General features: G+C 54.9%; 25 protein-coding genes and 2 tRNA genes. 13 read left to right on the plus strand and 14 right to left on the minus strand.

Annotation, left to right across the window (positions count from 1 at the left end):
- Positions 1-14: 14 nt before the first annotated feature.
- Positions 15-1,409, minus strand: a complete 1,395-nt coding sequence (gene pyk, locus QW772_06405) for a pyruvate kinase (GenBank protein ID MEM0038538.1) — start codon at positions 1,407-1,409, stop codon at positions 15-17.
- 56 nt (positions 1,410-1,465) lie between these two features.
- On the opposite strand from pyk, the gene QW772_06410 reads away from it, so the two are divergent.
- Positions 1,466-1,539: transfer RNA gene (locus QW772_06410), tRNA-Thr, on the plus strand.
- A gap of 164 nt (positions 1,540-1,703) precedes the next feature.
- Here QW772_06410 and QW772_06415 read toward each other — a convergent pair.
- The gene (locus tag QW772_06415) at positions 1,704-2,987 is read right to left on the minus strand and encodes a hypothetical protein (protein MEM0038539.1); all 1,284 of its coding nucleotides are present in this window, start codon (positions 2,985-2,987) and stop codon (positions 1,704-1,706) included.
- Between the two features lie 17 nt (positions 2,988-3,004).
- A complete protein-coding gene (locus QW772_06420) occupies positions 3,005-3,688 on the minus strand; it encodes a methyltransferase domain-containing protein (GenBank protein MEM0038540.1) in 684 nt (227 codons plus the stop codon).
- Positions 3,689-4,209: 521 nt separating this feature from the next.
- On the opposite strand from QW772_06420, the gene QW772_06425 reads away from it, so the two are divergent.
- Positions 4,210-5,184 carry a hypothetical protein gene (locus QW772_06425; protein MEM0038541.1) on the plus strand — a complete coding sequence of 325 codons (975 nt, stop codon included), beginning with the start codon at positions 4,210-4,212 and terminating at the stop codon, positions 5,182-5,184.
- On the opposite strand, the gene QW772_06430 is transcribed toward QW772_06425, so the two are convergent.
- Positions 5,159-6,304 (minus strand): glycosyltransferase family 4 protein, encoded by a 1,146-nt coding sequence (locus tag QW772_06430; GenBank protein ID MEM0038542.1) that lies wholly within the window; start codon positions 6,302-6,304, stop codon positions 5,159-5,161. The genes QW772_06425 and QW772_06430 overlap by 26 nt on opposite strands.
- Before the next feature lie 189 nt (positions 6,305-6,493).
- Between QW772_06430 and QW772_06435 the strand changes: the two genes are divergently transcribed.
- The 4 genes from QW772_06435 (at position 6,494) to QW772_06450 (ending at position 10,734) form a co-directional block, all read left to right on the plus strand.
- A complete protein-coding gene (locus tag QW772_06435; GenBank protein ID MEM0038543.1) occupies positions 6,494-7,141 on the plus strand; it encodes an MBL fold metallo-hydrolase in 648 nt (215 codons plus the stop codon).
- 106 nt (positions 7,142-7,247) lie between these two features.
- Positions 7,248-8,435, plus strand: coding sequence for an amidohydrolase (locus tag QW772_06440; GenBank protein MEM0038544.1), 1,188 nt, complete (start codon positions 7,248-7,250; stop codon positions 8,433-8,435).
- A gap of 111 nt (positions 8,436-8,546) precedes the next feature.
- A complete protein-coding gene (locus tag QW772_06445; protein MEM0038545.1) occupies positions 8,547-10,427 on the plus strand; it encodes an aldehyde ferredoxin oxidoreductase family protein in 1,881 nt (626 codons plus the stop codon).
- 79 nt (positions 10,428-10,506) lie between these two features.
- The gene (locus QW772_06450) at positions 10,507-10,734 is read left to right on the plus strand and encodes a MoaD/ThiS family protein (protein ID MEM0038546.1); all 228 of its coding nucleotides are present in this window, start codon (positions 10,507-10,509) and stop codon (positions 10,732-10,734) included.
- Here QW772_06450 and QW772_06455 read toward each other — a convergent pair.
- The 5 genes from QW772_06455 to QW772_06475 form a co-directional block, all read right to left on the minus strand.
- Positions 10,731-10,940, minus strand: a complete 210-nt coding sequence (locus QW772_06455) for a hypothetical protein (protein MEM0038547.1) — start codon at positions 10,938-10,940, stop codon at positions 10,731-10,733. The two genes, QW772_06450 and QW772_06455, sit on opposite strands and share 4 nt — an antisense overlap.
- A gap of 66 nt (positions 10,941-11,006) precedes the next feature.
- Positions 11,007-11,348, minus strand: coding sequence for a cupin domain-containing protein (locus QW772_06460; protein MEM0038548.1), 342 nt, complete (start codon positions 11,346-11,348; stop codon positions 11,007-11,009).
- Between the two features lie 109 nt (positions 11,349-11,457).
- Positions 11,458-12,120 carry a DUF47 family protein gene (locus QW772_06465; protein MEM0038549.1) on the minus strand — a complete coding sequence of 221 codons (663 nt, stop codon included), beginning with the start codon at positions 12,118-12,120 and terminating at the stop codon, positions 11,458-11,460.
- Positions 12,117-13,142: an inorganic phosphate transporter gene (locus tag QW772_06470; GenBank protein ID MEM0038550.1), complete on the minus strand. Its 1,026-nt coding sequence runs from the start codon at positions 13,140-13,142 to the stop codon at positions 12,117-12,119. Before QW772_06470 ends, QW772_06465 begins: the two co-directional genes overlap by 4 nt.
- A gap of 267 nt (positions 13,143-13,409) precedes the next feature.
- Positions 13,410-13,504 (minus strand) — tRNA-Cys (locus tag QW772_06475).
- Between the two features lie 116 nt (positions 13,505-13,620).
- On the opposite strand from QW772_06475, the gene QW772_06480 reads away from it, so the two are divergent.
- Entirely contained in the window at positions 13,621-14,193 is a 573-nt protein-coding gene (locus QW772_06480; GenBank protein MEM0038551.1) for a nucleotidyltransferase, read from the plus strand.
- Positions 14,194-14,398: 205 nt separating this feature from the next.
- Here QW772_06480 and QW772_06485 read toward each other — a convergent pair whose 3' ends face one another.
- Both QW772_06485 and QW772_06490 read right to left on the minus strand, forming a co-directional pair.
- The gene (locus QW772_06485; protein MEM0038552.1) at positions 14,399-14,566 is read right to left on the minus strand and encodes a 50S ribosomal protein L40e; all 168 of its coding nucleotides are present in this window, start codon (positions 14,564-14,566) and stop codon (positions 14,399-14,401) included.
- A gap of 55 nt (positions 14,567-14,621) precedes the next feature.
- Positions 14,622-15,140, minus strand: coding sequence for a transcription elongation factor (locus QW772_06490; protein MEM0038553.1), 519 nt, complete (start codon positions 15,138-15,140; stop codon positions 14,622-14,624).
- A gap of 338 nt (positions 15,141-15,478) precedes the next feature.
- Here QW772_06490 and feoB point away from each other — a divergent pair, with 338 nt between their 5' ends.
- From feoB to QW772_06505, 3 genes are all read left to right on the plus strand, one after another.
- On the plus strand, positions 15,479-17,590 hold the full coding sequence (gene feoB, locus QW772_06495; protein ID MEM0038554.1) for a ferrous iron transport protein B: 2,112 nt from the start codon (positions 15,479-15,481) through the stop codon (positions 17,588-17,590).
- 15 nt (positions 17,591-17,605) lie between these two features.
- Positions 17,606-18,358 (plus strand): ZIP family metal transporter, encoded by a 753-nt coding sequence (locus tag QW772_06500; GenBank protein MEM0038555.1) that lies wholly within the window; start codon positions 17,606-17,608, stop codon positions 18,356-18,358.
- A gap of 189 nt (positions 18,359-18,547) precedes the next feature.
- Positions 18,548-19,951, plus strand: a complete 1,404-nt coding sequence (locus QW772_06505) for a hypothetical protein (GenBank protein ID MEM0038556.1) — start codon at positions 18,548-18,550, stop codon at positions 19,949-19,951.
- Positions 19,952-19,982: 31 nt separating this feature from the next.
- Here the strand turns inward: QW772_06505 and QW772_06510 are convergent, their stop codons facing one another.
- The 3 genes from QW772_06510 to QW772_06520 all read right to left on the minus strand — a co-directional run bounded on the left by QW772_06510 (position 19,983) and on the right by QW772_06520 (position 23,986).
- Complete coding sequence (locus QW772_06510; GenBank protein MEM0038557.1) at positions 19,983-20,987, minus strand: histidinol-phosphate transaminase; 1,005 nt, start codon at positions 20,985-20,987, stop codon at positions 19,983-19,985.
- 10 nt (positions 20,988-20,997) lie between these two features.
- A complete protein-coding gene (locus QW772_06515) occupies positions 20,998-22,224 on the minus strand; it encodes an MFS transporter (GenBank protein MEM0038558.1) in 1,227 nt (408 codons plus the stop codon).
- A 142-nt stretch (positions 22,225-22,366) separates the two neighbouring features.
- Positions 22,367-23,986 (minus strand): OPT/YSL family transporter, encoded by a 1,620-nt coding sequence (locus QW772_06520; protein ID MEM0038559.1) that lies wholly within the window; start codon positions 23,984-23,986, stop codon positions 22,367-22,369.
- A gap of 164 nt (positions 23,987-24,150) precedes the next feature.
- On the opposite strand from QW772_06520, the gene QW772_06525 reads away from it, so the two are divergent.
- Genes QW772_06525 through QW772_06535 form a run of 3 tightly spaced genes read left to right on the plus strand, consistent with a single transcriptional unit; the run spans position 24,151 to position 26,873 of the window.
- Positions 24,151-25,110: a DUF1177 domain-containing protein gene (locus QW772_06525; GenBank protein MEM0038560.1), complete on the plus strand. Its 960-nt coding sequence runs from the start codon at positions 24,151-24,153 to the stop codon at positions 25,108-25,110.
- A 21-nt stretch (positions 25,111-25,131) separates the two neighbouring features.
- Positions 25,132-25,803, plus strand: a complete 672-nt coding sequence (locus QW772_06530) for an aspartate/glutamate racemase family protein (protein ID MEM0038561.1) — start codon at positions 25,132-25,134, stop codon at positions 25,801-25,803.
- Positions 25,800-26,873: a DUF917 family protein gene (locus QW772_06535; protein ID MEM0038562.1), complete on the plus strand. Its 1,074-nt coding sequence runs from the start codon at positions 25,800-25,802 to the stop codon at positions 26,871-26,873. The genes QW772_06530 and QW772_06535 overlap by 4 nt, the downstream gene beginning before the upstream one ends.
- The last annotated feature ends 5 nt before the right edge of the window (positions 26,874-26,878 follow it).

The following is a 26,878-nucleotide window of genomic DNA, read 5'->3' on the forward strand; positions in this document are numbered from 1 at the left end:
TTATTTTAAGTTTGCTATTGCGTGCTGGATACGCTTCTAACCTTAATCACCTGCTCCCTATCCCTCAACCCATAGGTCAGGACCACCACCTCGTTCGCCCTCAACTCACCCTCCATCATCAGCTCGGAATACAGCTTCTCAAGGCCTTCCATGTAGCCCTCCGCCTTAATGACCCTTACCTGAGCACCCCACACTATGGAGAGCTTCCTAGCAATCCTCACATCAGGCACTGCAACGTAGAAGCGCGTTTCAGGCCTCAGCGAAGCGACTGAGAACGCTGTCGTGCCCTTCATCGAGTATATCGCTAGCACCCCGTTGAGGTCCTCAGCTAGCTCCACAACCCCCTTAGCATACCTCCCCTTCAGTGATTTCATGACGCGCCAGCCCTCCCTTTGGACTGGGGGTTGACGCATCGACTCCGCCCTCTCCGCAATCCTCCTCAACCACCTAACCGCCTCAACTGGGTACTTCCCGACCGCGGTCTCCCCGGTAAGCATGAGGGCGTCAACACCCTCCAGCACGGCGTTGCTCACGTCAGATACCTCAGCCCTCGTAGGGACTGGATTGCTCGTCATGGATTCTAGGAGCTGGGTCGCCACAATGACCGGCTTGCCCGCCTCAAGCGACGTGTTCGCGATTTCCTTCTGAAGTACGGGCACCTCCTCCAGGCCGAAGTTCATGCCTAGATCGCCTCTAGCTACAAGCACGGCGTCGGAGGCCTCCACCACCTCGCTGAGGTTCTTCACAGCGTCTCTAGTCTCCACCTTCGTTATGATTAGTGCGTCACACCCCACGCTCCTGAGGAAGTTACGCAGGGCCTCAACGTCCTCAGCACCCCTGACGTGGCTGGCGCCGACGTAATCCACCCCATCCCTACATAATACTTTAACGTCCTCAGCGTCCTCGCCTGTGAGATACGGTAGCTCGAACACCCTCCCAGGGAACGCCACGTTCTTCCTGGATCTAAGGTCGCAGGTGCTCAGCGCTTGAGCTGTGAAGCACTCCTCAGAAACCTCAACCACCCTGAAGCGAGCCCTCCCGTCATCCATGACCAGCAGGTCGCCGGCCGCGAGCTCCTTAATGACCTCCTTGTGGGGGAACGGAACCCTTAACTCAGTCCTTGAATAGCCCGACACACAGAACCTGACAAGGGAGCCCGCCTCAACGTGGAGGACCTCAGGGAAATCCCCCAGCCTCAGTGAAGGCCCCCTAATGTCCGTGATCACCGCTGCAGGCCTCCCCACAGATACCTCAGCGTCCCTGACCCTGCGGATGAGGGCGCGCCACTCACCCAACCCCCCATGAGCTAAGTTAATCCTAAAGCCGGACACCCCCTCGTGAAGCAAGGACTCTATAACCCCCCCGGAGCTGGAGGAGGGACCTAACGAGGCAATCAACTTAACCCTCAAACCCCACCCCCATTAGTAAACGTTATAAAGCCTTAAGTAAACACAAATAGACGGGGGCCGCCGTAGCTCAGCCTGGTGGAGCACCGGCCTTGTAAGCCGGGGGTCGCGGGTTCGAATCCCGCCGGCGGCTCACCCCTTCTTTGATTGTTGAGGGTTTGGAGGTCCCACCTTTTATGTAGGTCAATCAGCAATAACTCACTCATCGCATATGTTCAGTCCGCTGAGCCCGGAGAAGTCCTTTATCTGGAAAATATCGAGACGCCAAGTATGGCGAGAGAAGGCCGTGAGATTCGGCTATCGGTCTTCAGGACGGGAAGAGACTTTAGGTTTTCTGACGCAGAGTAGCAGAAGGAGTATCAGAAGTATGTTGCGTTCCAGGTAAAAGGGCTGCGCTACTGACCTTACGTACCAGGGGGCGTAGAGTGGGGTTTGACCCAGTAACTCCCTAATGATTGGATCGGTGATGAACATTGCTATGAATAAAGCGTTCAAGACATCTGATACGAGCAGCAGTGGGTAGGAGAAGACACTGTTGTTCGGGATCGCAAGCAGGGCTAGTGGCAGTATGAGGAGGAAGTACTGGGGTGGATTGATGTAGTTGAAGACGGTAACAGCGTAGGTGGCTGCGAGCATGGCGACGTACATGTTAACAGTCCGTCCCTTCAGCACGTATACCGCCGTGGTGAGGGCTACTGCCGAGCCGATGAGCAGGAACGCTGTCCTGTGAAGGGGTGAGAAGATATCTGGCACGAACCACATGTAGATGCAGTTCTCACAGTACCAGCCAGACACGTAACTATAGATCGCGAAGAAGCTTTCTGGACTCAGCAACGCGTGGAGCGCCAGCGGCGCGATGCCTGCAACCCCTCCTAAGATGTAACTCAGCGTCTTAAACCATTCACGCATCCTCAAAAGCGTCAGGAAGACTACGTATGCAACAGCCACGGGTATAATCTTGGCTGAAACCGAGAGCCCGAAGAATAGCCCCGACAAAAATGGCCTGCCACGCAGGCAACAGTATAGGGCCGCGAGCATCAGCGCCACAGCAATGATGTCGAAATTGTAGACGAGGTATACTGCCATGGAGGGGGATAGAATGTAGGGCAAGACCCGCTTACCTGGAACATTACTCAGCTCAACAACCCTTGCAAAAAGATAAACCGACAGAAGGAAGAACGCTCCCAGGAGGGCAGACATCACTGCGTAGAAGCATAAAGTGATAAGATGGTTAGGCGGTGTTCCCTCAGACACGATCGAGGCTACTGTCTTGCCTAAGCAACTCGATGCGTAAAAGGCGCCCGCACTGATTACTGGATACTCAAAGAAGTAATCTACATAAGGTAGGCCGCAGGGATCCGCGGCCTTCTCATAAAGATAGAGGGTGTAGCTGGTTCCGTTATTGATGAGCTCCACTTCCACGTGCGGCATGATTCTGTTGTTAAATATGCTTATTAAGTCGGAGTAATCGATGATCCCTCGAAGCGGGTTGGAGGCGGCAGGCGCGTGGATCACGAGGGATATAGCTAACGTGATGAGAGACAACGCCACATACCCCCTACACTTTTTAGCTATCCGCATAATCTGCACCCTCCTCATCAACCCCCTTTACTGAATAGTATTACCTCACTACACGGATTGACCACCAGTCGAAACCTGTGGAAAAGCCCTGTTAGGACTCCCGCATATCCGGAGAGGCGGCTCTCTAAAGGGTATTGCCTCGACATGTTATAAAGGTAGGTAAAACTCCTAAGAACTTTCTCGAGTAACCTCGGCTTAACACTCAAGACCAGCTTCCTGCTCGCCTCCTCATCATACAGGAAGCCAACCGCCGTACCCATCGTGACCCACGTTGCCCTAGGCAGCAACCACACATGGGTTTCATCTCCCCTGAACGCCGCCCTACACTCCGGCGAAGTCGACGGGACCGATACGAGGAGGTATCCACCGGAGGTCATGGAGCGGTGGAGTTTTCTGAGAACACTCAACGGGGAATCAAGGTGCTCAAGTATGTTGAGCGCTAGGACGAGTTTCAGCTGCCCATCACCAAAGACCTCAACATCATCTACATCTGTACATGACGACACGATACTCGGGTGCTTCATGTACATGTCAACAACCTTGCAGTCAATATCATATATGAACACCCTCCTGCAGACCCTTACGAGAGATAGTGGCGTGGGTAGCGTCCCACACCCTACATCAGCGCATGAGCCGTTCAACACTGCATCGCCGAAAAAATCCACTATGAGATCAGAGTAAAGCTTCCTTATCATAACCATCAACTACCGCAATGAATGCATTCACCATGGAGTAACACGTGACCTGGCACTAATCAGTAGCCATCGCCAGCGAGAATGCATCCCCCCTCCACCAGAGTCTCCGTCAGGGAGTGAACTCCTGACTAGTTTCAGGCGTCTTAATCCTCCCTCGTTAAGGCTGCAAGCCCCTGCAGTGATCACGCCGTGACCGCTGATCATCACCCCCCTGTCCACAACCCTTAACTTATGGATGGAGGTTTGCATTTTGCCTCCATGGATTATTTATATGGCAAAGCGGATTTAAATGGGGATGAGGCTTCATGGTTAATGGTCTTCCCCTCCATAGCCTTTATGGAGGAGGGATAGGGAACCTGGGACTGGATCTCGTTCAAGGACTGCACAACCCCTGGAAGCCCCGTCACTATAGGGCACGAACCCCGCAAGTAACCCCGGCACTTTACCCTACCCATGGAACTGCTCCCCAGGAACCCGGGTAGATATTAAAGGCATAGGACAGCCATCTAGGGGCGGTGGTGTTGATGTTGGAGGTTAGGAGTGATGCGTTATCCTCACGTGTCACCGCCATATCTAGGCTGAGGAAGTACAGACCTAGGGATGTGGGTTCCGCTGGCTCTGAGTGTCCTTTCTGTCCCAGTAGGGAGTATTCCACGCCGCCCGCAACGCTGGTGGTTAAGCTACGCGAAGGTAAGGTGGCGATCCTCAAGGATACCGCAGGTGAGAGGGTTAAGGGGTGGTCAGTGAGGATTTTCCCCAACCTCTACCCAGCGTTTTCAACGGAGGGCAGCGGCCTCGACTACGGATATCATGAGGTGGTTGTGGAGACCCCGGAGCACCAGACGGAACTGCACTCAATGAGGTGCGAGCAACTCGGCCTAGCTCTCCACGCTTCGTTCCTGCGGTTGAGGGAGATATACTCGGACAATCGGGTGGTGCATGGGTTAATCTTCAGGAACTACGGTGCTGGAGGTGGGCGTAGCTTAACACATCCTCACACGCAACTCGTAGCGACCTCTTTCGTCCTTCCTGAGGTGATGGCGGAGGTAGAACGCGCTGAGAAGCACTACGTGAGGAGTGGTAGGTGCCTTTACTGCTCCATGGTTGAGGAGGAGATGAAGTCTGAAAGGCTCATTCACGCGGGAGGAGGGTTCGCCGTGATTGCCTCCCGCGCCCCGAGAACGCCTTACGAGACGCTCGTGGTGCCCGTCACACATACCCCAAGTCCTTTAGATCTCCAGTTGAGTGATGCGGTCGAGTTGGCGAGGGTGTTGCAGGCCCTCATGAGGGCATACAGGAGTGTCTTAGGCGACGTGGGCTATAACATGTGGGTGCATCTACCCCCTAAGGGGACGGGGGCTAACTCCTACCACTGGCACGTTGAGGTGCTACCCACCACATCAGTTTGGGGCGGTCTCGAGAAAGGAGGGGGCGTCTACATCGTGGACACGTCCCCAGAGGAGGCTGCCGCCGAACTCAGAAAGTACTTTGCTGTGACTTAGCTATTATCTTTAGGTACCCTGCCACCTCCTTAGCAAACCTGTCGGGGTTGAAGTACCACGCCCTCCTGTAGGCAAACTTCCTCATCTGCGCCAACTCCTCTCTAGGCGCTTTAAGCACTTTGATCACGTAGTTGATGAAGTTGCTGTCCTTCCCAGCCACGAAGCCATCCCTCCCCGGGGTTATTAACTCGGCTAAACCAGACTTTTCAGGCAGGATCGGTATTGCGCCCTGACTCATCGCTTCCACAGGAGCCATGCCGAAGTGCTCCCCAACCCTCAGGTGCACGTACACCTTACTCTCCCTGTAGTACTTCAGCATCTCCTCAGCGGAGAGCGGCCTGTCCACCATAGACACCCCCTCCACCTGCTGCGCGGCATTTTTGAGTTTCTCGTAGTACGTGGCGAACCTCCCGTCAGGTATCCCTATTATGAGGAGCCTGGAGTCCGGGACCGCCGGCTTCACGTACCTAGCGTACCACTCTATCAGAACGTCCTGCCTCTTCTGAGGCACAAACCTGCCGACGCTCACTATTACGTTCTCCCTCTCCTCCTCTAGGTTTGGCTCGTCGATGAAGTAGTCCCACTCTACAGCTGGGTAGACGACGTTGCTCTCCACCTTGAAGGAGTTGTAGAGGGCTTGAGCGGTGTAGTTAGAGTTGCTCATGTGGAGATCAGCCAGTCTGTAGAGGTCCTCATATATGTATGGAAACCTATACATAGACAGGAATGTGAGCATATTGTAGGCCGTCAACTCCTCCTCAAACGGATAGTGGATGTAGATGGCTGAACCTATCGTGGGCTTAACTAGCTTCGCCAGGGCTGTGTAGACCGGCTCCTGAATCATGGTTAAGCACACGTCAGGACTGTATCTCTTAATGGCCTCATCTATGGAGTACATGGCGTTGATCAGCTTCTCAATGAAGACCGACGAGGAAGTGGGGGTCACTTGGTACTCTTTTATGGACTCAAAGAACACCCCAGGGTGTTCGTGGAACTCGGGGCTCTTAGAGGTCGTTAGTACGACGACCTCGTTATTCATGGACGCCAGCTCATATATTAAAATCTTGGTGAGTTTCTCACTACCCCCGAACACGTGGAGATGCGGATGCACAACCAACACTGTCAAAGACTTGCCCGACATACCGTTACCATAATACGGTATGCGATCCCGTATAATAAGTCTTAAACCCTAATGTAGGGCGTCCTCACCGCCCTGACAGGGCCTGCAGAACTCCTCCCCCACCAACCATTGATTTGAAACCCGTCATCGCGGTAACTTAAATACGCTCGATCCAAGGCGAGTGTGGGGGTGGATGTTACGAGGTACTGCAGGGTCGTAGGCGGGCCTTTAAAGACGAACACCTACATAGTTTACGAGGGGGACGCAGGCTTTGTGGTGGATCCTGGAGCGTATTTAGGCGATGTTATAGCTAGGCTGAAGCGGTTGCGCATCAAGGACCTGCGCTTCATTATCGCGACCCACGGTCACTTCGATCACGTGTTCTACGCTGGCAGGCTCTGTAGCCTATTTAACGCCAGATTCTACATCCATGAGCTTGACGTCGGGATCGCTTCCGACTATAGAGCCGTTGCTGAGAGGCTGTACGGCGACGTGTACGAGATGCCGGAAGACGTGGGATACCTCCATGACGGTATGACTCTCAGGCTTGCTGAGGACTTCGAGATAAGGTTCATCCACGCGCCCGGGCACACACGTGGAAGCACGTGCATCTTGACTGAGGGGTTACTCATAACTGGTGACACCCTCTTCAAAGGGACCGTGGGCAGGACGGACTTCCCCGAGAGCTCGCAGGACGAGATGGCCTCCTCCTTAAGGAGGCTTGCCAGCCTACCTGACGACCTCACAGTCCTTCCAGGACACGGCGACACCACGACGCTCGGGCGCGAGAAACGCACTAACCCGTTCATGAGGGACCTCCTCAAGAACGATGCCTGACTTCAGGTTAGAGCTGAGGACGTGGCCCCAGGTGGTTGGATGGCTTAACTCCCCCGCAAGTCGTTTTTATTATACTACCCTATGCTCTAGTAGGGGGTGCTCAGTCGTGAGTTTGAACCCTGTCGAGGAGAGGATTATCAGGCTGTCCAAGTCCCTCAGCGATTACGTGATTAGCTTAAGGAGGGACATACACATGTTCCCCGAGCTAAGGTTCGAGGAGTTTCGAACCGCGCAACTGGTTGCTGACGTGCTTGAATCCATGAACATCGAAGTCGTCAAGACCGCCGGCACCGGCGTTGTAGGCGTCATCAAGGGGAGGGGTAACGGGCGCGTCGTAGCTTTAAGAGCCGATATGGACGCCCTACCTATACAGGAGGAGAACGACGTCCCCTACAGATCTAGGGTTGCAGGCAAGATGCATGCGTGCGGCCACGACGCGCACGTGGCAATGCTGTTGGGCGCCGCTAAAGTCTTGCAGGAGATTAGGGAGGACCTAAGGGGTTCGGTGAAGCTAATATATCAGCCTGCCGAGGAGGGCGGCGCCGGCGCTAAGAAGATAGTTGATGAGGGGCACTTAGACGGCGTGAACGCCATATTCGGCATTCACGTATGGTCTGAGTTGCCTGCAGGAACCATAGCTACTAGGAAGGGGCCGATGAACGCGTCGGCGGACTCATTCATAATCAGGATCAAGGGCTTAGGAGGGCACGCCGCACACCCCGACCTCACCAGAGACCCAACTGCACCGGCCGCGGACATCTACAACGCACTGCAGAAGATAGTCACCAGGAACGTCGACCCCTTCGCACCGGTCGTCATATCGACACCTAGGTTCGAGGGGAGTAATGCAAGCAACATAATACCTAATGAGGTCAGGATCTACGGCACGTTGAGAACCTTCGACACGGGCGTGAGGAACAAGGTCCTAGAAAGGATGGAGGCCGTGGTCAAGCATTACTCCCTAGCGTGGGGGTGTGAGGGCTTCTTAGAGCTGGGGGAGGTCTCCTACCCGCCGGTGATCAACACGCCTGAACTTGCGGACTTCGTAATGAGCGTGGCCAGTAAAGTCGGGAGGACGGCCGAGGCCTCGATGAGCATGGGGGCTGAAGACTTCTCATACTACCTGCAGAAAGTGCCAGGAGCCTTCATCTCGCTGGGCGTCAGGAACGAAAGTAAAGGCATAGTATACCCGCATCACCACCCGAGATTCGATGTCGACGAGGACGTGCTGTGGGTTGGCACGGCGCTTCACTCACTCCTGGCCTACAACTACCTGCTGGCAAATCCTCTCTAGCGGTGGAGGGCTGACGCAATAGTTCCACGGATTAACCCTAGTAAGTCTACCTTCCCTATATCATAGACGAGGTTCCTTATTCGCATAAATTTATTTTCCCGCCAATTATTATTGGGTGAATTAGTTTTGAAGGGTTGGTGGGGCAGGGTCCTGAGGGTTAACTTAAGTGACAATAGCGTCAGGGTTCAGGAATACCCTCCAGAGGTGGCTATGGACTTCATAGGTGGTAGGGGTCTGGCGGCCAAGATACTGTGGGACGAGGTTAGAGGCGCTGACCCGTTGGGACCTGGCAATAAGTTGATATTCGCCTGCGGACCGTTTAACGGACTCCCAACGCCCAGCGGCGGCAAGATGGTGGTAGCCTCCAAGAGCCCCCTGACGGGGGGTTACGGCGACGGCAACTTAGGCACTATGGCAAGCGTTCACCTCAGGAGGGCGGGGTACGACGCGTTGGTGGTTGAGGGCGCGGCTAGGAAGCCCGTCTACATCTACATCGATGATGATAACGTAAGCGTCTTAAGCGCTGAGGGACTGTGGGGCAGGACCACGTTCGAAACTGAGAGGATTGTTAAGGACGTCCATGGCAGGGATGTTGGCGTCTTAAGCATAGGGCCCGGCGGTGAGAACCTAGTCAAGTACTCAGTGGTGGTGTCCCAGGAGGGGAGGGCCGGCGGCAGACCGGGCATGGGAGCCGTCATGGGCAGCAAGAAGCTCAAGGCCGTGGTTGTGAGGGGTAGTAAGGAGATACCTGTCGCCGATAGGGAGGCGTTGACGAGGCTCTCCCAGGAAGCCTACAGAGCGATACTTGAGTCACCTAGCTACCCGTTCTGGCGTAGGCAGGGCACTATGGCGGCGGTAGAGTGGTGTAATGAGAACTCCGCACTGCCGGTAAGGAACTTCAGTGACGGGGTCTTCGAGTTCGTGAGGAGCATGGACGGCTACGCCATGGAGGGGATGAAAGTAGCTCAGAGGGGATGCCCCTACTGCAACATGCAGTGCGGCAACGTAGTGCTCGACGCTGAGGGGAGGGGGAGCGAGCTCGACTACGAGAACGTAGCCCTTCTGGGGCCCAACCTAGGTATAGGCAAGCTGAACGAGGTCGCCGTCCTCAACAGGCTCGCCGATGAATTGAGTCTCGACACGATCTCGCTGGGGAACACGCTGGGATTCGTGATGGAGGCCAGGGAGAGGGGACTTATAAAGGATTCCGAGGCCCCTGAGTTCGGCGACTTCAAGAAGGCTAAGGAGCTGGTGCTTGACATAGCTTACAGGAGAACGGAGTTAGGCAGGCAGGCGGCCGAAGGCGTTAAGCGCATGAGCGAGGTCGTCGGGGGAAGAGAGTTCGCAATGCATGTCAAAGGTCTTGAGGTAAGTGGATACAACTGCTTCGTCTACCCTGCAATGGCACTCTCATACGGGACTACGGCGATAGGGGCGCACCACAAGGAGGCGTGGGTGATTGCCTGGGAGATAGGGACCGCACCCATGGAGGGTGAGAAGAGGAGGGCAGTCGAGTACAAGATCTCCTACAACCTGGAGAAAGCCGCTAAGGTCGTGGAGTTGCAGAGGCTGAGGGGCGGCATATATGAAGTCCTAACCGCCTGCAGACTGCCTTGGGTAGAGGTGGGCTTGAGCATAGAGTACTATCCCAAAATGTTAGAGGCGATAACAGGCGTTAAATACACGTGGGGCGACCTCTACAAGGTGGCGGACAGGGTGTACACGTTGATAAGGGCGTATTGGGTCAGGGAGTTCAACGGCAGGTGGGACAGGGAAATGGATCACCCACCGGAGAGGTGGTTCATAGACAGCCCTAAGAAGGGGGCCTTCAAGGGGCAACACCTGGACAGGAGCAAGTACGAAGAGTTGCTGAGTGAGTACTACAGGATACGCGGTTGGGATGAAAGAGGCATACCAAAGAAAGAAACGCTGAAGAACCTGAATTTGAGCTACGTCATACCGGAGCTGGAGGAGCGTGTGGTGCTTGAGTAGTTACGCAGGGGCGTCGAGAACAGTCACGTCACCAAAATTTTTGAGCGCAGAACACCCTCTATGAGGGTGAGGGCATTTGATGAGGGTAAGGCTCTTCGGGGTTTTCGCCCACATGGCAGGGGTTAACGAGCTAACCTTAGAGGTGAAGGCCCCAAGACCTGTCGGTGAAGTTCTTAAGGAAGTGATACCAAGATATGAGGAATTCCAAAACAAAATAATAATAGTTAACGGAAAGCCCTCAAGCGAGGAAGTTTTGGTGGGCAATGGGGATGAGGTGAAGGTACTGCCTGTGCTCAGCGGCGGTTAACCCTTGATTTCCCCCACCCGCTTAAGTATCCTCCTCGCCGACTCCATCACGTTCTCCACATTATGGTCACGCAGATTCACGCATAACGTACTGTATCCCAACCTCCCATACTTTCTCTGAGTACTGCATACACCGCCTTGACACTCGTTTATTCTAGGGCACATCAGAATGACCATCCTTAACTCGTCATTAACTAACGTCTTCACCCGTTCATCCTCAGCGGCGGGGTAAACCACTGGTTTCGAACCTCTCTCGAGCAGGGTCTGCGGGATCTATTTGAGGAAGTCCTCCCGCGGCGGGGAGAATATCTCAAGCACTACGGCTTTTCCAGGCCCGGGGTTGTAGGCTTCGTGAGGCTCGTTCGATTTAAAGATGTACGACTCACCCTCCCCTACCGTGACCTCCCCCTCAGGAGTTCTGAAGACCATTCCCCCCTTAAGTATGTAGCCCGCCTGCTCGTGTACATGCGAGTGCATGGGGACTCTGCTACCCTCATCCACCTCGAAGTACACCACCATTAAATTACTGCCGTAGACGAGGATCCACCTCTTAACGCCTCGCGCTGGTTCCTGCGGCCTTACCTCATTTCTTGAGACACGTATCAAGGCTCTCACACCATAACTATCGGGGGAGTGAATTTAAATACGATGTTAGGGGGCGTGATGCACTGGGTGGAGGGGTGACAGAGGGAAGCATCTAGAACGTGCTTAATACCTGAATCCACTAGACCGACAGCAGCGCTATGCTCCTCATGGTGTCTGCAACGTCCTCGCATTTGTTCATCGAGTTCTCTATGGAGTCCATCACTTCCTTAATCATTATGCACTGCGATATCTTGGACTCTTCGCAGTATTGCAGAATGTCCTTGAAGACATCGTGCCTGACGTCATCCGTCTCCTCCTCAAGCCTCTCTATCTCGTTCGCTATTTCAAGGACTTCCTTAGGATCCGTCAGGAGCTTCTCAGCGGCTTTCCTCATGAGGATTGACGCTTGGTGGGCATTGTCAGCCATCTTATACAACTTACTAAGTATCCCCCTAGGTATGCCGGCGGGATCCATCAGGGTGAGTCTCCTCGTCCAATCCTTCGCGTAGGCCGCCACGTCATCCGATGTCAGCGCTAACCTGACGAGCTCCTCCCTATCTATAGGGTGGAAAATCTCCTTACAGAGCTCTGAGAGCACCCTCCTCTTGATGTCGTCAGCCTCCTTCTCGTACTTGAAGACAGCGTTCCACTCCTTTTCAACATTCTCAACGTCGTTATGGGAGAAGAACTCTATCGTCTTTTTGGCGTGGTCCATCACCTCTATTATTTTGTTGACGTGCTCTATATAGAACCTAATGACCTCCCACTGCCTCCTCCTTGAGATCCAGGACCAAAGGGTCAAAACCCCACCCCCAAAATATAAGACACCAGGTAATAAATGCAGAGGCTGAGCCCAGCCGCTATGGGGAGCGTCAGGAGCCATGAAGTAATTATGAAGAAAAAGGTTCTGGCGTTGACCCCACGCCACCCGCTCTTGGCAAGCCCTACACCCACTATGGAGCCCGCTGCAACGTATGTGGTGGATATGGGTAGTCCATAGCCAAAGAGCAGGTAGGGTACAGTGGTGAAGAGCCAGACTGTGAAGGCGTTGGCGAAGCCCGCCGCCAGAGCCGTCATCAAGTCGAGTCTGGTGATCTTGTAAGCCAGTGTGTTGATGACCCTGTAGCCCAGTGTGAAGCCGCCGAGGCCTATGAAGAGTGACGCGTAGAGTGCGAGGAGCCTCATACTATCCTCGCTCGGCAGTCCGAAGCTGGCTGAGGTCACTGACACGTAAACGCCGGTGGCGTTCGCCACGTCATTGGCGCCGAATGAATAAGCTGCAAACGCTGCGAAGAAGAGCACCAGAGCCCTAATGATCTTGTAGCCACGCTCGCTAGTTATTTTGAGGTTCCTGAGGATGTGGTAGAGGGGTACCGTCAGAACCATCGCGGCCACGGGGGAGATGATCCAACTCAATATGATATCCCTGACTCTGTAGATGTTGATGGTCGTTAGTGGAGCGCCTGAGAACACGTACGCTAGACCAACGCCAATCACGGCCCCAGTGACGCTGTGCGTTGTCGAGATGGGAGCACCGATTACGGTGGCGATCGTTATCCATATGAACGCGGACAACGACGCTGACAACGCACCAACCACCTCTATCTCCGGCACTATGCCTTTACCAAGGGTCTTCATAACCATGTAGCCCTGAACCATAGCCCCCATCAGCTGGAACGTAAGAAATAACATGAACGCATGCTTGAATTTGAGCACGTTGGAACCCACAAGTATGCTTGTGGAGTTAGCCATGTCGTTAGCTCCTATAGACCAGGCAAGGCAGGCCGCAGTAACTAACCCAGCAACGAGCAGCCACGGAATCAAGTAAGCCCCTTTAAACTACGAAGGAGAGGAAATAAAAGTTGGTGAGCACTCCCCTGATATTGTTACGACGTTTTTCACTTACCTCGGTGGTCCGACTGACCCGCCCTTGAGCGTGGCTTCAGGAAGCCCGTGATTTCCGGCAATCCTCGGACTTCAAACCCTGCTACAGCCCCGTGCATGGGGTTTGGGACGGTGGGGATTGCCCCATCTTCCACGCGCCCCCCTTCAACCTGGGATTACCAAGCATTACTGGTTGATATGAGGTGATGGAGCCGGGGGCGGGATTCGAACCCGCGGGATAACGGGTTTCAACCCTGGAGACCACTGCAGCCCGCCGCCTTCGACCGCTCGGCCACCCCGGCCAATTAAACTAGTGCTTACACTAGTTTTAAATATTAACGCATAACTTCCTCAGGCGGGCTGCGTGTGTGACGTGCTTTAAAGCATGTTCAAGCACTATTATCTTCGGTGTGGTCAGGTGGTTTATGACGTTAAGTGCCTTGCTGAAGTGCTAAGATCTGTGAGCGCCGAGGGCATGGAGAGCGTGATTGTAGGGAGCACCGTCTACATGTTGAGGCTTGGGATTGAGGAATTCGAAGATGACGTGGATTTATTTGCAACCAATTTCTCACCCGTATTCGACGAGGATCTCATTCGTGAGGCGGCTGAGAGGATTGGGTGTGAGGTAGGCGTTAGCGAGTGGGGGACCCCCAGACTGGAATGCGTGGTTAGGGATGAATGCATCGTTCCGGTTGAGCTCCATGAAAACATCCATGATTTCTACGTACCCCCTGAGATGGTCGAGGATGCCGAGACCCTTACGATCGAGGGGTTTGAGGTCAGGGTGCTTAGAGTCGAGGATTACGTACTGCTCAAGGCCAGGGCCGGCAGGGACCGCGACCTAGAGGACCTGAACTACATTGCGGACTTGATTAAGTCAGGCACGTTGAAGGTGGACTTAAGATTCGTGAAGGAGAGGCTCAGAGTATTTGATGAGGATGAACAGAAATTGATTGTGAGGAGACTTACCGACGCAGGTATGAGGCCCTGATACCGTTCCCCATCAGGTACTGGCGTTCCCCGCGATTCTCGCTCTCTGCCCACGATCTGCCGCCTCCCTTGAGGTGAGTTGCGTGGACCCCTTAACCCCACGCCGCCAGAGGTTTATAGGATGAGGAAGGCAACCCCCAATGAGCGACGTGTTTGAGGGAACCCTGATTAGGCAAGTCTTTTAGTATTCCTTCTCACACAACCTATTACTTCTTAATGCCTATCCTCTTCCTCTTAGGTCTCAACGATCTGCTCTTACATCTTCTGCACTTGACAGCGCCGACGGGGTTTAGGGCACCACACCTCCTGCACACCAGCTTGTTGAGTAGCCTGGCCTCAACGATCCTCATGGCTTCAGGGTCTGTTACCGGCATCTCGACACCTTATAGAATTTTATGCAGGGTTTTAAAAGCATGCCGGGATTCAGAGTCAGTCAGACCTTATCTTAACCACATTACCTGTTATCTGGGTCAGGAGGTTCTCTATTACCTCCCTCCTCCTGAAAGGCAGGTTCTTCAGCTCGAATCTAGGCACCCTCACGACATACTCGATGCTTCCGTCAGGCAGCCAGACGGTGTTGACGCTGGTTATCCTGGCTGGGAAGACTATCTGCTTAACAACCTCCTTTAAATCCTTGGTGTTCACGATGACTTTAGTCTTAGAACCCAGTCTCTCGCTTAACATCCAGCCTAGCTTGCTGAGAGCTCTGGGGTCAGGGGAGTTGCTTTTAGGTTCCTGGAGGATGACTACCGTAGCTCCTTCGCTCATGATAGACCTTACGTACTCCACTTCCTTCAGAAACCTGAATTCAGGCGTCTCCTCAAGCTCTAACAATTCCCTCATAACGTCTACCTCGTAGTCTTTGACAGACCCATTCTTAACTAGGGATTGACATCTAGGGCACAGCACCCCTGTCTTCACACATAGCACATCGAGAGGGATCCTCAACTTCTCTCAGCACTCCCTCATTCATACCAGCTCTTTCATTAATAAATCGCTAAAGCCTATATAAATAACTCTACCCTCAACAAGATGAGGGCTACGTAGGGCGGGCTTCGTTCTTCTAAAGCGGGGAATGGGGGCCTGACTCAATGACGCTCATCGTCTACGAGTCCGCCCGCGATGCGGGTTCATCGCAAACCCCTTAGATAAACCTTAGATGTGAAACCTGGAGCAGTTGCGTGTGGCGGGGGAGGGGTTGCTGATTTCCGACCATTCTATAATATGAGATTTAGACTGATCTAAACATTTTTAAATCCGAACGCAGGATTCATTGGGATGCCACGTTGAGGGAGTTCAGGGGGAGGACGTGCGATTACGTTGTGGCGGTGGTGGGGCAGCCCTCAGTCGGTAAGTCCACTTTCTTCACACGGGTTACCGGGGAGGTCGTCCGTATAGCTAACTGGCCCGGCACCACAGTCGATCAGAAGGTCGGTCTGACGTTCTTTGAAGGCAAGACCGTATGCTTGGTTGACCTGCCAGGCGTTTACGGGTTGACTCCTACCTCACCTGAGGAGAGAATCACTAAGAACTACATTCTCTCAGGCGATTGGGACGCCATCTTGGTGTTGGCTGACTCACTGACTCTAGAGCGATCAGTGTACCTGCCTATTCAGATAGGCGAGATGACGGATAGGCTTGTCGTGGCTCTGACCAAGTGGGATGAAACCCACAAGAGAGGTCTACACGTGGACGTAGGGAAACTGAGCTCGCGGTTGGGTGTTCCGGTGATCCCTGTCTCCTCGGTAACTGGGGAGGGCATCAAGCAGGTGCTCAGCGCCCTGGTTAAGGTGATTGAGGGAGCTCTTAAGGAGGGATATATCCGAATAGACTACGGCATGCTTGAGAGCTACTTAAGTGAGTTAAGCAGCCAGATTGAGAAATACGGCCTCAGGAGGGTGCCGGGGAGGTGGATAGCTCTGAGGCTGATGGAGGAGGATCACGAAGTGATGGAGTTAGTTAAGGACCTGCCTGAGGTCGTGAGAAGGAGTGATGAACTGCGTGAGGATTTCAAGAGGGCTACAGGCAAAACCCCTGAGGAGATAGCCATACTCAGGAGGTATAATTACGCTTCACAACTACTTAAGGACGTGGTGGTCAGGGTCCAGGTCAGACCCCACTCCACGATTGACAGGGTGTACCTACATCCATTTCTGGGGCCCGTCGTTTCCACGTTAACCATATTCTCCGCCTTCGCCGTAGCGTTCACACTAAACACGGGCTTCCCGCTCACGCTGATCCTGAGGCATGCTGGGATGAAGGCGGTCGCCGACTTCCTGGAACATCACAGCATCTCCGGGCTGCTGGAGTTGATTTTTGATGAGGTGGGGGAGGCAGCTCGGCCAGCGCTCGAGGGCATCAGCAGTGAGTTAGCGTCCCTGGTGGTGGACGGCGCTTTGAAGGGGGTTGGGTCCGTGCTAGGTTTCCTGCCGTTGATACTCTTGGTGTCCGCGCTCATCGCCGTGCTGGAGGACAGCGGGTTAGGCCCTAGGATGGTTTCGTCACTCCACGGCTTCTTTAAACACTTCGGGCTCTCAGGCAGGGCTCTATACCCGCTGATCATGGGCTTCGGATGCAACGTGCCGGCAGTCATCCAATCGAGGATAGCTGTGGACGAGCTCGAGAGGGTTGAGGTAATGGCTTCAGCGCCATTCGTGCTGTGTCAGGCTAGGCTAGTGGTCCTCCTGTACTTCGTTAGGGCTCTGTTCCCAGGTAACGCGTTACTCCAGTCAGCGGTTATGACATCACTTTACATGATCTCAATACTCCTCTACCTACTCACCGCCAAGGCCCTGAGGCGCCTGCACGGCATTAAGGAAGCTCCAGAGTTGATCATGGAGATCCCGCCAATACATGGACCGAACCTCAGGGTCGTGTGGTGGAGCTCCTGGAGCAACGCCAGGCACTTCCTCTACAAGGCAGGTGTGGTGATTCTGATCCTCTCCCTACTCAGCTGGGGTATGTTAAGCTATGGACCCACAGGGCATGTTGAGTCCCTCAGCGAGTCTTACGGGGCTATGCTAGGGTCTCACGTGGGCTGGGCGCTTGAGAAGCTCTACGGACTGCCAAGCAACACCTCCTGGATGTTGGGCTACGCGTTAGTCTACGGCTTCATAGCTAAGGAGGGTCTCGTCTCATCCATAGTGCAGCTCACCGGGTTGGCCGGTGAGGAAGCTCTGAGCGCCCTCAACCTCGGTGCCTCCCAGGGTGTGGCGGTACTTACTCTAATGATGTTCTACGTGCCATGCATGGTCACGGTGGCAGTTCTATATCAAGAAAGCAGGAGCGTCAGACTCACTATAGCTATAGTGCTCTACATACTTGCAGTAGCGCTAGCTCTCTCCCTGGCAGGCCATGCACTACTCACTCTCATCACGTCGGGAACTCCAACCCGATGAGAGGCTGTGGACGCGATGATGGAGAATGTCGTTGCGAGGGCTCTGGTCCTGGGCCTGATCCCGGCGTTCCTAACTTCCGTGGGAGGGGTTGCAGGCCTCATAGGCTTGAGAGGCTCGGAGAAGCATCTCGACCTAGGGCTGGGTTTCAGCGCTGGGGTAATGACGGTGACTTCATTCACGAGCCTCCTGCTTCCGGCGATGAGGGTAGGGGGGTTCCCGATCCTCCTCGCAGGCTTCAGCTCAGGGGTTATTTTAGTAGTGATTCTTAACAAGTTCATACCGCATGAGCACCTCATGAAGGGTTACGAAGGCCCTGCCGTGATTAAAGCAAGGATTAAGCGTGTCTGGCTTCTGGTCTCCGCGATCCTAATACATAACATCCCTGAAGGGCTTGCCGTGGGGAGTTCATCGGTATTCAGCCTGAGCAACGGCCTGCTCACGGCCCTGGCTATAGGGCTTCAGGACATCCCGGAAGGATTCGCTGTATCTTTCCCAATAGCCGCTGCAACGAAGGACGTGAGGAAGGCTCTACTCATAGCATCCCTGAGCGGCTTAAGCGAGACCGTGATGTCGGTTGCAGTAGCCCTCATGACAACCTCGACCACCCTCCTGGCCTTCACCCTATCACTGGCCGGGGGCTCGATGATCTACGTAGTCAGCCACGAAGTGATACCGGAGACCCACAGATATGGTCATGAACACCTCTCAACCGCCGGGTTCTTGACAGGCTTCCTCACGATGCTGCGGCTTGACACCATGTTCAGCTAGGCGCGTCACAGCGCTGAAGGCCTGCGGACGCATCCCCCTCTAGGATTCCTTGACTATAATTTATTTTTACTGCAATTCATGAAATCTTATACAGTATTTTCAATTGCTGTGAAAAAAAATATGAATTATTATTTCCTAATTATAGAAATAGTAAAGTTTTTAAAGCCTTCCTAATCCACTATTAAAGGTGTGTCTCCGGTGATAGAGTCGATAGATGTTGCAACGTTCGTCGTTTATCTGCTAGCCCTTCTTGGAGTAGGTCTCCTGACTGCTAGGTGGACTAAAACCTTCGAGGACTTCTCGGTAGCCGGTAGGAGGATGAAGGCGTGGCTCGCATTCTCAACTATTGCTGCAACGTGGATAGGCGGGGGCATAACCATCGGGGTCGCCGGTAAGGCCTACGCCGGGAAGATGATAGGTGCTTGGGGGACGACCATAGGCTTCGGCACAACGCTGCTCATACTGGGGCTCTTCTACGCAGGCCCGTTGCGGAGGCTGAGGCTCTACACGCTGGCCGACTACTACACCTCCAGATTCGGGAAGGCGTGGATCGGGGGGCTGGCGGGAATCATAATGTTTATCGCGTACGTCTTCGCGGTGACAGCCCAGATAGTGGCGGGCGCGGTCCTTCTGTCAACGGTCTTCGGGTGGGACTACAGCGTTTCAGTCCTGGCGAGCGGGGGTGTAGTGATTGCGTACACAGTCATGGGAGGGTTGTGGGCTGTGGCTATGACGGACTTCATACAGCTCCTAATAACGTTCTCAGGAATCCTGGCGGCGCTCGCCATCGGCGTGAGCTATGTGGGCGTATCAACTCTAACCCCACTGGTTAATGACGCCGGCGTCTTCGACCCGAGGGTGGTGCTCACCATGGATTTCTGGGCGCTCTTCCTCGTGCTAGCGCTGGGGGACATACCGGCACCAGACCTCGTGCAGAGGGTCTACGCGTCCAGCGACGACAGGACGGCCAAGATTTCATCAATCCTTGCAGGCTTCGCCTACTACGCGGCCGGCCTCGTCTCGATAATGGTGGGGATCATTATGAGGTTCCTCGATTCAGGTCTGCCCGATCCTCAGCTAGCGTATCCGGCAATGATCAAGTACTTCCTCCCAGCAGGCCTGTCGGGACTCACTTTAGCAGGGCTGATGGCCGCGGTAATGAGCAACGCGGACAGCATGCTCTTAGCACCATCAACCGTGTTCGTCAAGAACGTTGTCAAGGATCTAATCAAGGGGGATTTAGGCGATGCGGACTTGCTTAAGGTGAACAGATATGCTGTAGTAGGGTTAGGCGTTCTGGCGTTGATGGCCGGCCTGCTCAGAGCCGACGTTCTATACTGGCTTAGCCTGGCCTTCGACGTGCTGTTTGCAAGCCTCTTCATACCCCTCACCTTAGGCCTCTTCTGGCGCAGGTTCAACTGGCAGGGCGCAGCATCGGCGATAATATTCGGTGCCGCCTCAAGGTTGATCCTTGAGTGGATGCTGAATGAAGGAATGATCGCTGACTGGTGGGTGGCTAGCCTCGGAGCACCGCTAGTTAGCCTGATAGCCGGGATGACCGTCGCGTTAGCAACGTCGGGCGGAAGTCAGTAACGTGGGAGCCTAATATTTGAGGCTATAAAGATTATTTTTCTAAACCCTCCAAAGCACTCGCCATGGTCTGCAGGAAGAACTCCATCTCCTCAGGCCTGCCCACAGAGACCCTTACGTAGTTGCTGAACTCCCTGAGGTCCTCCACATTCTGCAGGCATAGGGTGAGCACCCCCCTGCCTTTGAGTTCACCCCATAAGTCCCTGCAGGGCCTCCCCAGATCCACTAAAATGAAGTTGGTCTGACTCTCCACAGTCCTCAAACCCATCTCCTCAAGCCCCCTCCTAGTCCTCTCCCTAGTCTCGACTATCGACCGCACTACCTCCCTCACGTACTGAAGGTCTTTAAGAGCCCCCAGGACGGCGGCCTGAGTCGTCAGAGGCACTTCGAAGCCTATTCTGAGGCTGTTTAACACCCTCTTAACCCCCCTACCCAGGACTGCGTAGCCGAACCTGGCTCCCGCAAGGCAGAATGATTTCGACACGCTCCTGATGATCGCCACGTTATCAAGTTCGGCGGCCAGGTCCTTGAACGTGACTCCGGAGAACTCGTAGTACGCCTCATCCACGAAGACGGCCTTAGCCCGCCTAGCCACCTCCCTCACGACGTCAGGGTCTTGGAGCAGGAGATTGCCGGTCGGGTTGTTAGGGTTTATTATGTAGACGAGCCGGCCCTCACACCTCCTAAGCAGTTCCTCAACATCCAGGGTGAAGGATTCACCGCGCAGACTCAGGTACTGCGATCCCACCCCATAACTTCTTGCCAGGCCGTACATCACGTGGAACGTCGGGTGCGTGGCCACGAGATCTAGGCCTGCAACCCTAGCGTAGGTCAGCATGAGGGTCAGCACGGCTGAAGAACCTGGGAACACCTCTATCAAACCCTCATCAACCCCCACGTACTTACTCAGCTCGCCCATCAACTCATCGTAGAGTGCTTTGTCATAATACAGGTTCAGAGACCCAGCATACCTGTTGACATATTCAATCGAAATTCTTGAAGGCGGGTAGGGCGATTCATTCATGTGCAACCTAAGCATGAGCGGACACCTAATTACAACTAGCGTCCATATCCTTAAAAGCCGGCGGTGAAGACCCACCGCAACCCCTCATTTTCTTAAGCACTAGAGCCACGGAGATCGTGGCTGCCGCTGTGAGCACGTAACCCAGGAAGTCCATGCTTAAGTGGGGGTTGACTAGAAGCGGCAGCAGCATCAACCCGCCCAACGCGTCGAAAGCTATCACCAATCCGAAGCCTGAGGTCATGACATCCTTAGGCACCTGCTTAGCTATGTAGGTGTTGATCGCCGTGTCTAGGAACGGGTATAACGGAAGCTGCCAGATAAGTATGGATACCCAACCCCAAGACTTTACGAAGAGCCAGTAGTCTATGAGGTAGGCTGTCGTGACTAGAGCGAATAGTACAAGCGGGTTATGTCTATCCGTGAGTTTGCCCGCGATAATTCTGGCCGGTATTGAGAGGATCGCCGTGAACCCGCCGTAGACCAGTCCGAAGAGGGTGTACTCCGTCAGCCTCGAGGACGAGCCCACCAGATTCTCGAGCTCCATGCTCAGCTTAGACGGGGCCACAGAGTACAGGAGCTCCCTGGAGAAGACCGTTAGGGAGACCGCTATCAACACCGGGGCTAACTTACTGAGGACGCTGTCGACATTGATGACCCTCCCGCCGCGTGCAGTCGCCTTAATGTCAGCGCTCTCCGGGAAAAACGCGATCAGCATAGAGTACGTGGCTAGGTGCGTCACGACCATCGTTGTGAAGACGCCTTCAGGGCCCGCGATCCCGTAGATGGGGCCCATGCAGGCTGATCCGATGCTGTAGCCGAGGCCCGTCCCTATCGTGAAGTAACTGTACGCTCTCCCGGGACTGACGCTTGAGTCACCTAAGACTGTCGAGAGCACGGACGGCCATGAGATAGCCCACGTCAAGCTGTAGAAACTCAGAATCACGGCTAAGGTGATGGGATCCCGCACTCCCGGGGCCGCTAAGAACGGGATGCATCCCGCGGCGCCAAGGAGTATTAAATTCCTCTCACCGACCCTGCCCGTCAGCCTACCCATAACTGCAGCGAAAAGGGTGAAGCCCCACTCAAGCCCGGTGATCAGGATAACTGCTTGAAGGCCCCCGCCGAGCTCAACACCTATATAGCGTCTGGTGAACGAGAAATACAGCCCCCAGGTGGCCATGTACAGCGTCGCCGCCACGGAGTACATAGCCCGCCACACGACCACACCGATCCTCGATCCCCTCCTGAGCATAGAGCATCACACGCCGTTATCTCAATGCCCTAAGTTGCGGTGGATCCGATAAGGAATACTTACAGGGACTCCTTTAAATTCAAACCCCAACCCTGAATTCAACCTAGTGTGCAATAAAAAGAGCTCTGTTTTTTACATCCTTCTATATCCTTAAGTAAGCTCTTAAAGTGTACATTACGAACGACACTATCGCGGAGCCCCCGACCGCCCCGGCTCCACCTACGTAGAATATGTCCCTTAACCCCTCAGCCCCCAGGGCTTTGACTAGTGCCAGCCTAGCGGCTACAGTGACCAGCACCGCTATGCCGGCCGGCGGGTTGGAGATCATCAGCCCCGTGGCTAGGAGTATCCCTATCTGCCTCTCAGGCCCTCCGATGAGCTGCAGTATGAAGCCTACCGGTGCCCACGTCAGCAACCATCTCGCCAACTCAGGATCCGCCGCCGCTTTGGCGGTGGCGGCTAGGGTTCTGGCTGCCGGTGGGTACAGGTTTAGACCTGCGAAGTATGCGTTGTAGAATATAGCCACCATGATTAGCGACACTGCCAGGGAGAGTATCTTAGCGTAGAACTGCCATCTCCTCCCTATTTTCTCGAAATTCGGGTCCTTCCCCTCACCCCTGAGGATCCATCCAGTCTTCAGATCGTAGTTGAGGTCCGCCATGCCAGGCCCTGTGGCGGCGACGTACGCCACGCCTATCCCTGCGGCCAGCGGCGGGAAGCCGAAGATCAGGCTTATGGCTAGCGCGGCCAGCGCTGTGGCGAAGGCGGGGAACCAGCCTGCATGCATTCCTGATAGAGCGCAGACAAGGGTTGTGAACCAGGCCTGGAAGCCTATGTAGACAACCCACAGCAGGAACATCGCCGGATTCATCATCCCGCTGACGCCCGTCATTAAGCCGGCGACTAACGCGCCGGCAGTGAAGAGGATGAACGCCATAACTAACCTCCTTATAGCTTCGTCCGCGCCCACGAGAGTCGGTGGAGCGCTGGACGCGGATCCCGACGACGATTGAGTGCTTTGCTTCCTCCTGACCCTGAAGTAGAGGAGGAGGAACTGAATCAGCGCTGCAATGCCGGCGCCCACCATTATGCCTTGAGGCGCGTATATCTTATAGAAGTCTATGCCCACCAGCGTCGGTCCGTACGCCCTCAATACCAAACCGATGCCGAAAGACGTTATGGCTACTACCTGAGTTATGAGGGTTATGCCGACGACGTCGCCTGGATAGCCGAGGTATGTGAGCGCCCCGCCGAAGATCATGCCGTAGAGCAGGAGCAACGCCCTCTTACCCCTGCCTAAGGCCGCTTTGATGGCCTCGGCCGTGGCTATGCCCGGCGGCCACGGGTTCCTGGCTGGGTAGAACGGTGAGTCGAATATCCAGTAGGCGAACAGTATGTCCACCACACCCGCAATGAGGACCCCCATCACGACCCCGTAGAAGTACGTGCCCCCAGTGAGTCCCAGAAGGTACGGCACCGCTATCGTAAGCAGGAACACGTTCCCGGCCTGGAACGTCGCCCCCGATATCACCGTCTGCATCAAGTTGATTCTGTGCACGTTACGCATGTTCCTGGCGAACTGGACAGGTATGGTTGAGAACGCTATAGCTATGAGAGCGCCGATGATGGAGGTATTCGGGTTAACGCCAACCCTGCATATAAGCTCCATACCGATTATAGCGCCGAAGACCGCCAGAGCGAGCCCCATAATCATTACGATAGGCTCGTACAGTTTTGGATGATATCCAGCGGATTCAGACACTGAGATACCACCACATCTATAACCCCTGCCAGGTATTTAAATATATTTATTTTTTATATACTTAACTGAGTAAAGTTTAGAGCAACGCTAGACTATTTTTAAACATAGCGCAGTTAACTTGAGAATGCTGGAGAAGGTTTAAAATGGGTGTAAGGTATTCTAGATTGTGGTCAGTCATGTCCACCTTAAAACACGTACTGGAAGTGATCGACCTTCTGGATGACCCTAGAGTCGGCGGTGAGGCCGTCAGGAGGTTCTTCACCGGCAAGGGCTTCACCGACATTCAGGTCGGTGTGGAGACTATTCACGGTGACAAGGGTTCAACGGACTTCATAACCATAGTTATTCCCGGGGGGAGCGGTAAGAGCTCGGGAGGCTCGTCCCCGACGCTGGGGGTTGTGGGCAGGCTGGGAGGGGTCGGTGCCAGACCTGCGTATTTGGGCATGGTCTCCGACGCTGACGGCGCGGTCGTCGCGCTTGCCACCGCGTACAAGATCGCTGAGATGAGGAGTCGCGGTGATGTGCTGCCGGGCGACGTCGTCATCACCACCCACATCTGCCCTAACGCGCCGACACGTCCATACAAGCCCGTCCCCATGATGGACTCCCCGGTCGACATATTCACCCTGCTTAAGAGGGAGGTCAGGGATGAGATGGACGCCGTACTCTCGGTCGACGCCACTAAGGCTAACTGGGTTATAAAGCACACGGGCTTCGCCATAACTCCGACTGTTAAGGAGGGCTGGATACTGAGGGTCAGTCCCGATCTGACGGACATATACGTGAGGGTCACCGGTGAGCCCCCTGCGGTGGTCCCGATAACGATGCAGGACATAACGCCTTACTCGACCCCCATCTACCATATAAACAGTATAGTGCAGCCGTGGCTCTACACGAAGTCGCCCGTGGTCGGGGTCGCCATAACCGCTAGGATGGCGTTGCCGGGGTCAGGGACGGGACCCACCAACTTCATAGCTCTGGAGCAGTCGACCAGGTTCGTGGTTGAGGTTGCTAAGGACTTCACCATGGGGAGGGCGAGGTTCTACGACCCGCAGGAGTGGGAGACCATAATCAAGGTGCACGGCCCTGTCGCGGACGTGTTCAGGAGGAACATACCAAAGTAGTTACATGGTTAAGTGATCATCATGAAGTACACAGTCGGGTTGGTGAGGGTTTTAACCCTGAAGGACGAGGAACTGCTGAATCTCCACGGCAGGATTATCGAGTCACTGTTCCCGGAGCTGAGGGTTGTTAGCAGGTGTATTGAGGATCAGCCTAAGGGAATCTACGACCGTGAGTCTGAGGAGGTGGCTAGACCTAAAGTCCTCAGGCTGGCGAGGGAGTTTGAGGGTGAGGGGGTTAACGCAGTTATAGTCAGCTGCGCCGCGGATCCGGCGGTAAGGGAGGCTAGGAAGGTGCTCAGGATTCCGGTCATAGGCGCCGGTTCAGCGGCGGCGTCCCTCGCTCTAGCCTACGGCGATAGGGTCGGCGTGCTGAACCTCACTGAAGACACGCCCGAGGTCGTTAGAGGGGTTCTAGGGCCTCACTTAGTGGCTGAGGGGAGACCTGAAGGAGTTAGGAACACCCTAGATCTAATGACTGACTGGGGTAAGGAAGCGGCTGGGAGGGCGCTGAGGGACCTGCTCAAACACGGTGTCGAGGTGGTCGTGTTGGCGTGCACCGGTTACTCCACGATAGGGTTTGCCAGAATTGCGGGGGAGATGGCTGGGGTGCCCGTAGTGGATCCCGTGGTGGCTGCAGGCGCTGCGACGTTGAATCTCTTGAAGCAGAGGGCTGGAGGGGGTGCTGTGAAGTGAGGGTTAAGGTTGACGATAAGACCGCCGAGGCAGCGGTCCTGGGCGGGTCGTTCTTCGGCGGCGGTGGTGGGGGAGACCTCAAGACGGGGCTGCTGAGCGCGAGGCTGGCCGTCGAGCTGGGCGATCTCTACATAGTTGATGTGGACGAGGTTCCGAGCGGTAGCTACGTGGTTACAGCCTCCCTCGTGGGGGCTCCCGCCGCGAAGGAGAGGTACCTGAAGCCTAGCCACATGGTGAGGTCTGCCGAGTTGCTGAGGGACTACGGCGGGGTGTGTGTAGGGGGCTTCATATCCTCGGAGAACGGCGGCGCCTCAACCGCCAACGGGTGGATACCTGCAGCAGCTCTCGAGATCCCGGTGATCGACGCGCCCGCCGACGGTAGGGCCCACCCGACCGGCGTGATGGGTTCCATGGGCCTCCACAAAGTTAGGGAGTACACCTCAGTTCAGGCAGCCGTGGGCGGGAATAAGGAGTCAGGGACCTACGTTGAGGTGGTTGCACGCGGGTCTCTAGCTAAGGTCGACAAGCTGATTAGGGAAGCGTCTGTTCAGGCAGGCGGTATGGTGGCCGTGACCCGCAATCCCGTCAGCCCTGAATACCTCAAAGAGAATGCGGCAGTTGGAGCGCTCAGCAAGGCCGTGGAGGTCGGCAGGATAATGAGGAGGCATTACGGGGACGCGGAAAGCATCGCGGCGGAAGTGATTAAATACCTTGGCGGCGGACGCGTGGTGGATAAGGGGGTTATCGACAACGTCTCACTAGAGACGCGCGGTGGGTACGACATAGGGAGGGTAGTGGTCAAGGGAGGCCTCAAGTCCTACGAGATCACGTTCTGGAATGAATACATGACGCTGGAGGACGCAAGCGGGGTGAGGCTAGCCACCTTCCCGGACCTGATAGTAACCCTAGATCTTAAGACGTCCCTCCCACTCCCGTCAGCCGAGGTCAAGACAGGTGATGAAGTGCTTATTGTAACGGTTCCGAAGGAGTTCGTGCCGCTCGGCGCGGGCGTCAAGGACCCTGAGATCCTGAAGCAGGTTGAGGCAGTCGTTGGCAAGAGGATGTGGTGAGACGC

The sequence above is a fragment of the Zestosphaera sp. genome (assembly GCA_038727705.1).
GTDB lineage: Archaea > Thermoproteota > Thermoprotei_A > Sulfolobales > NBVN01 > Zestomicrobium.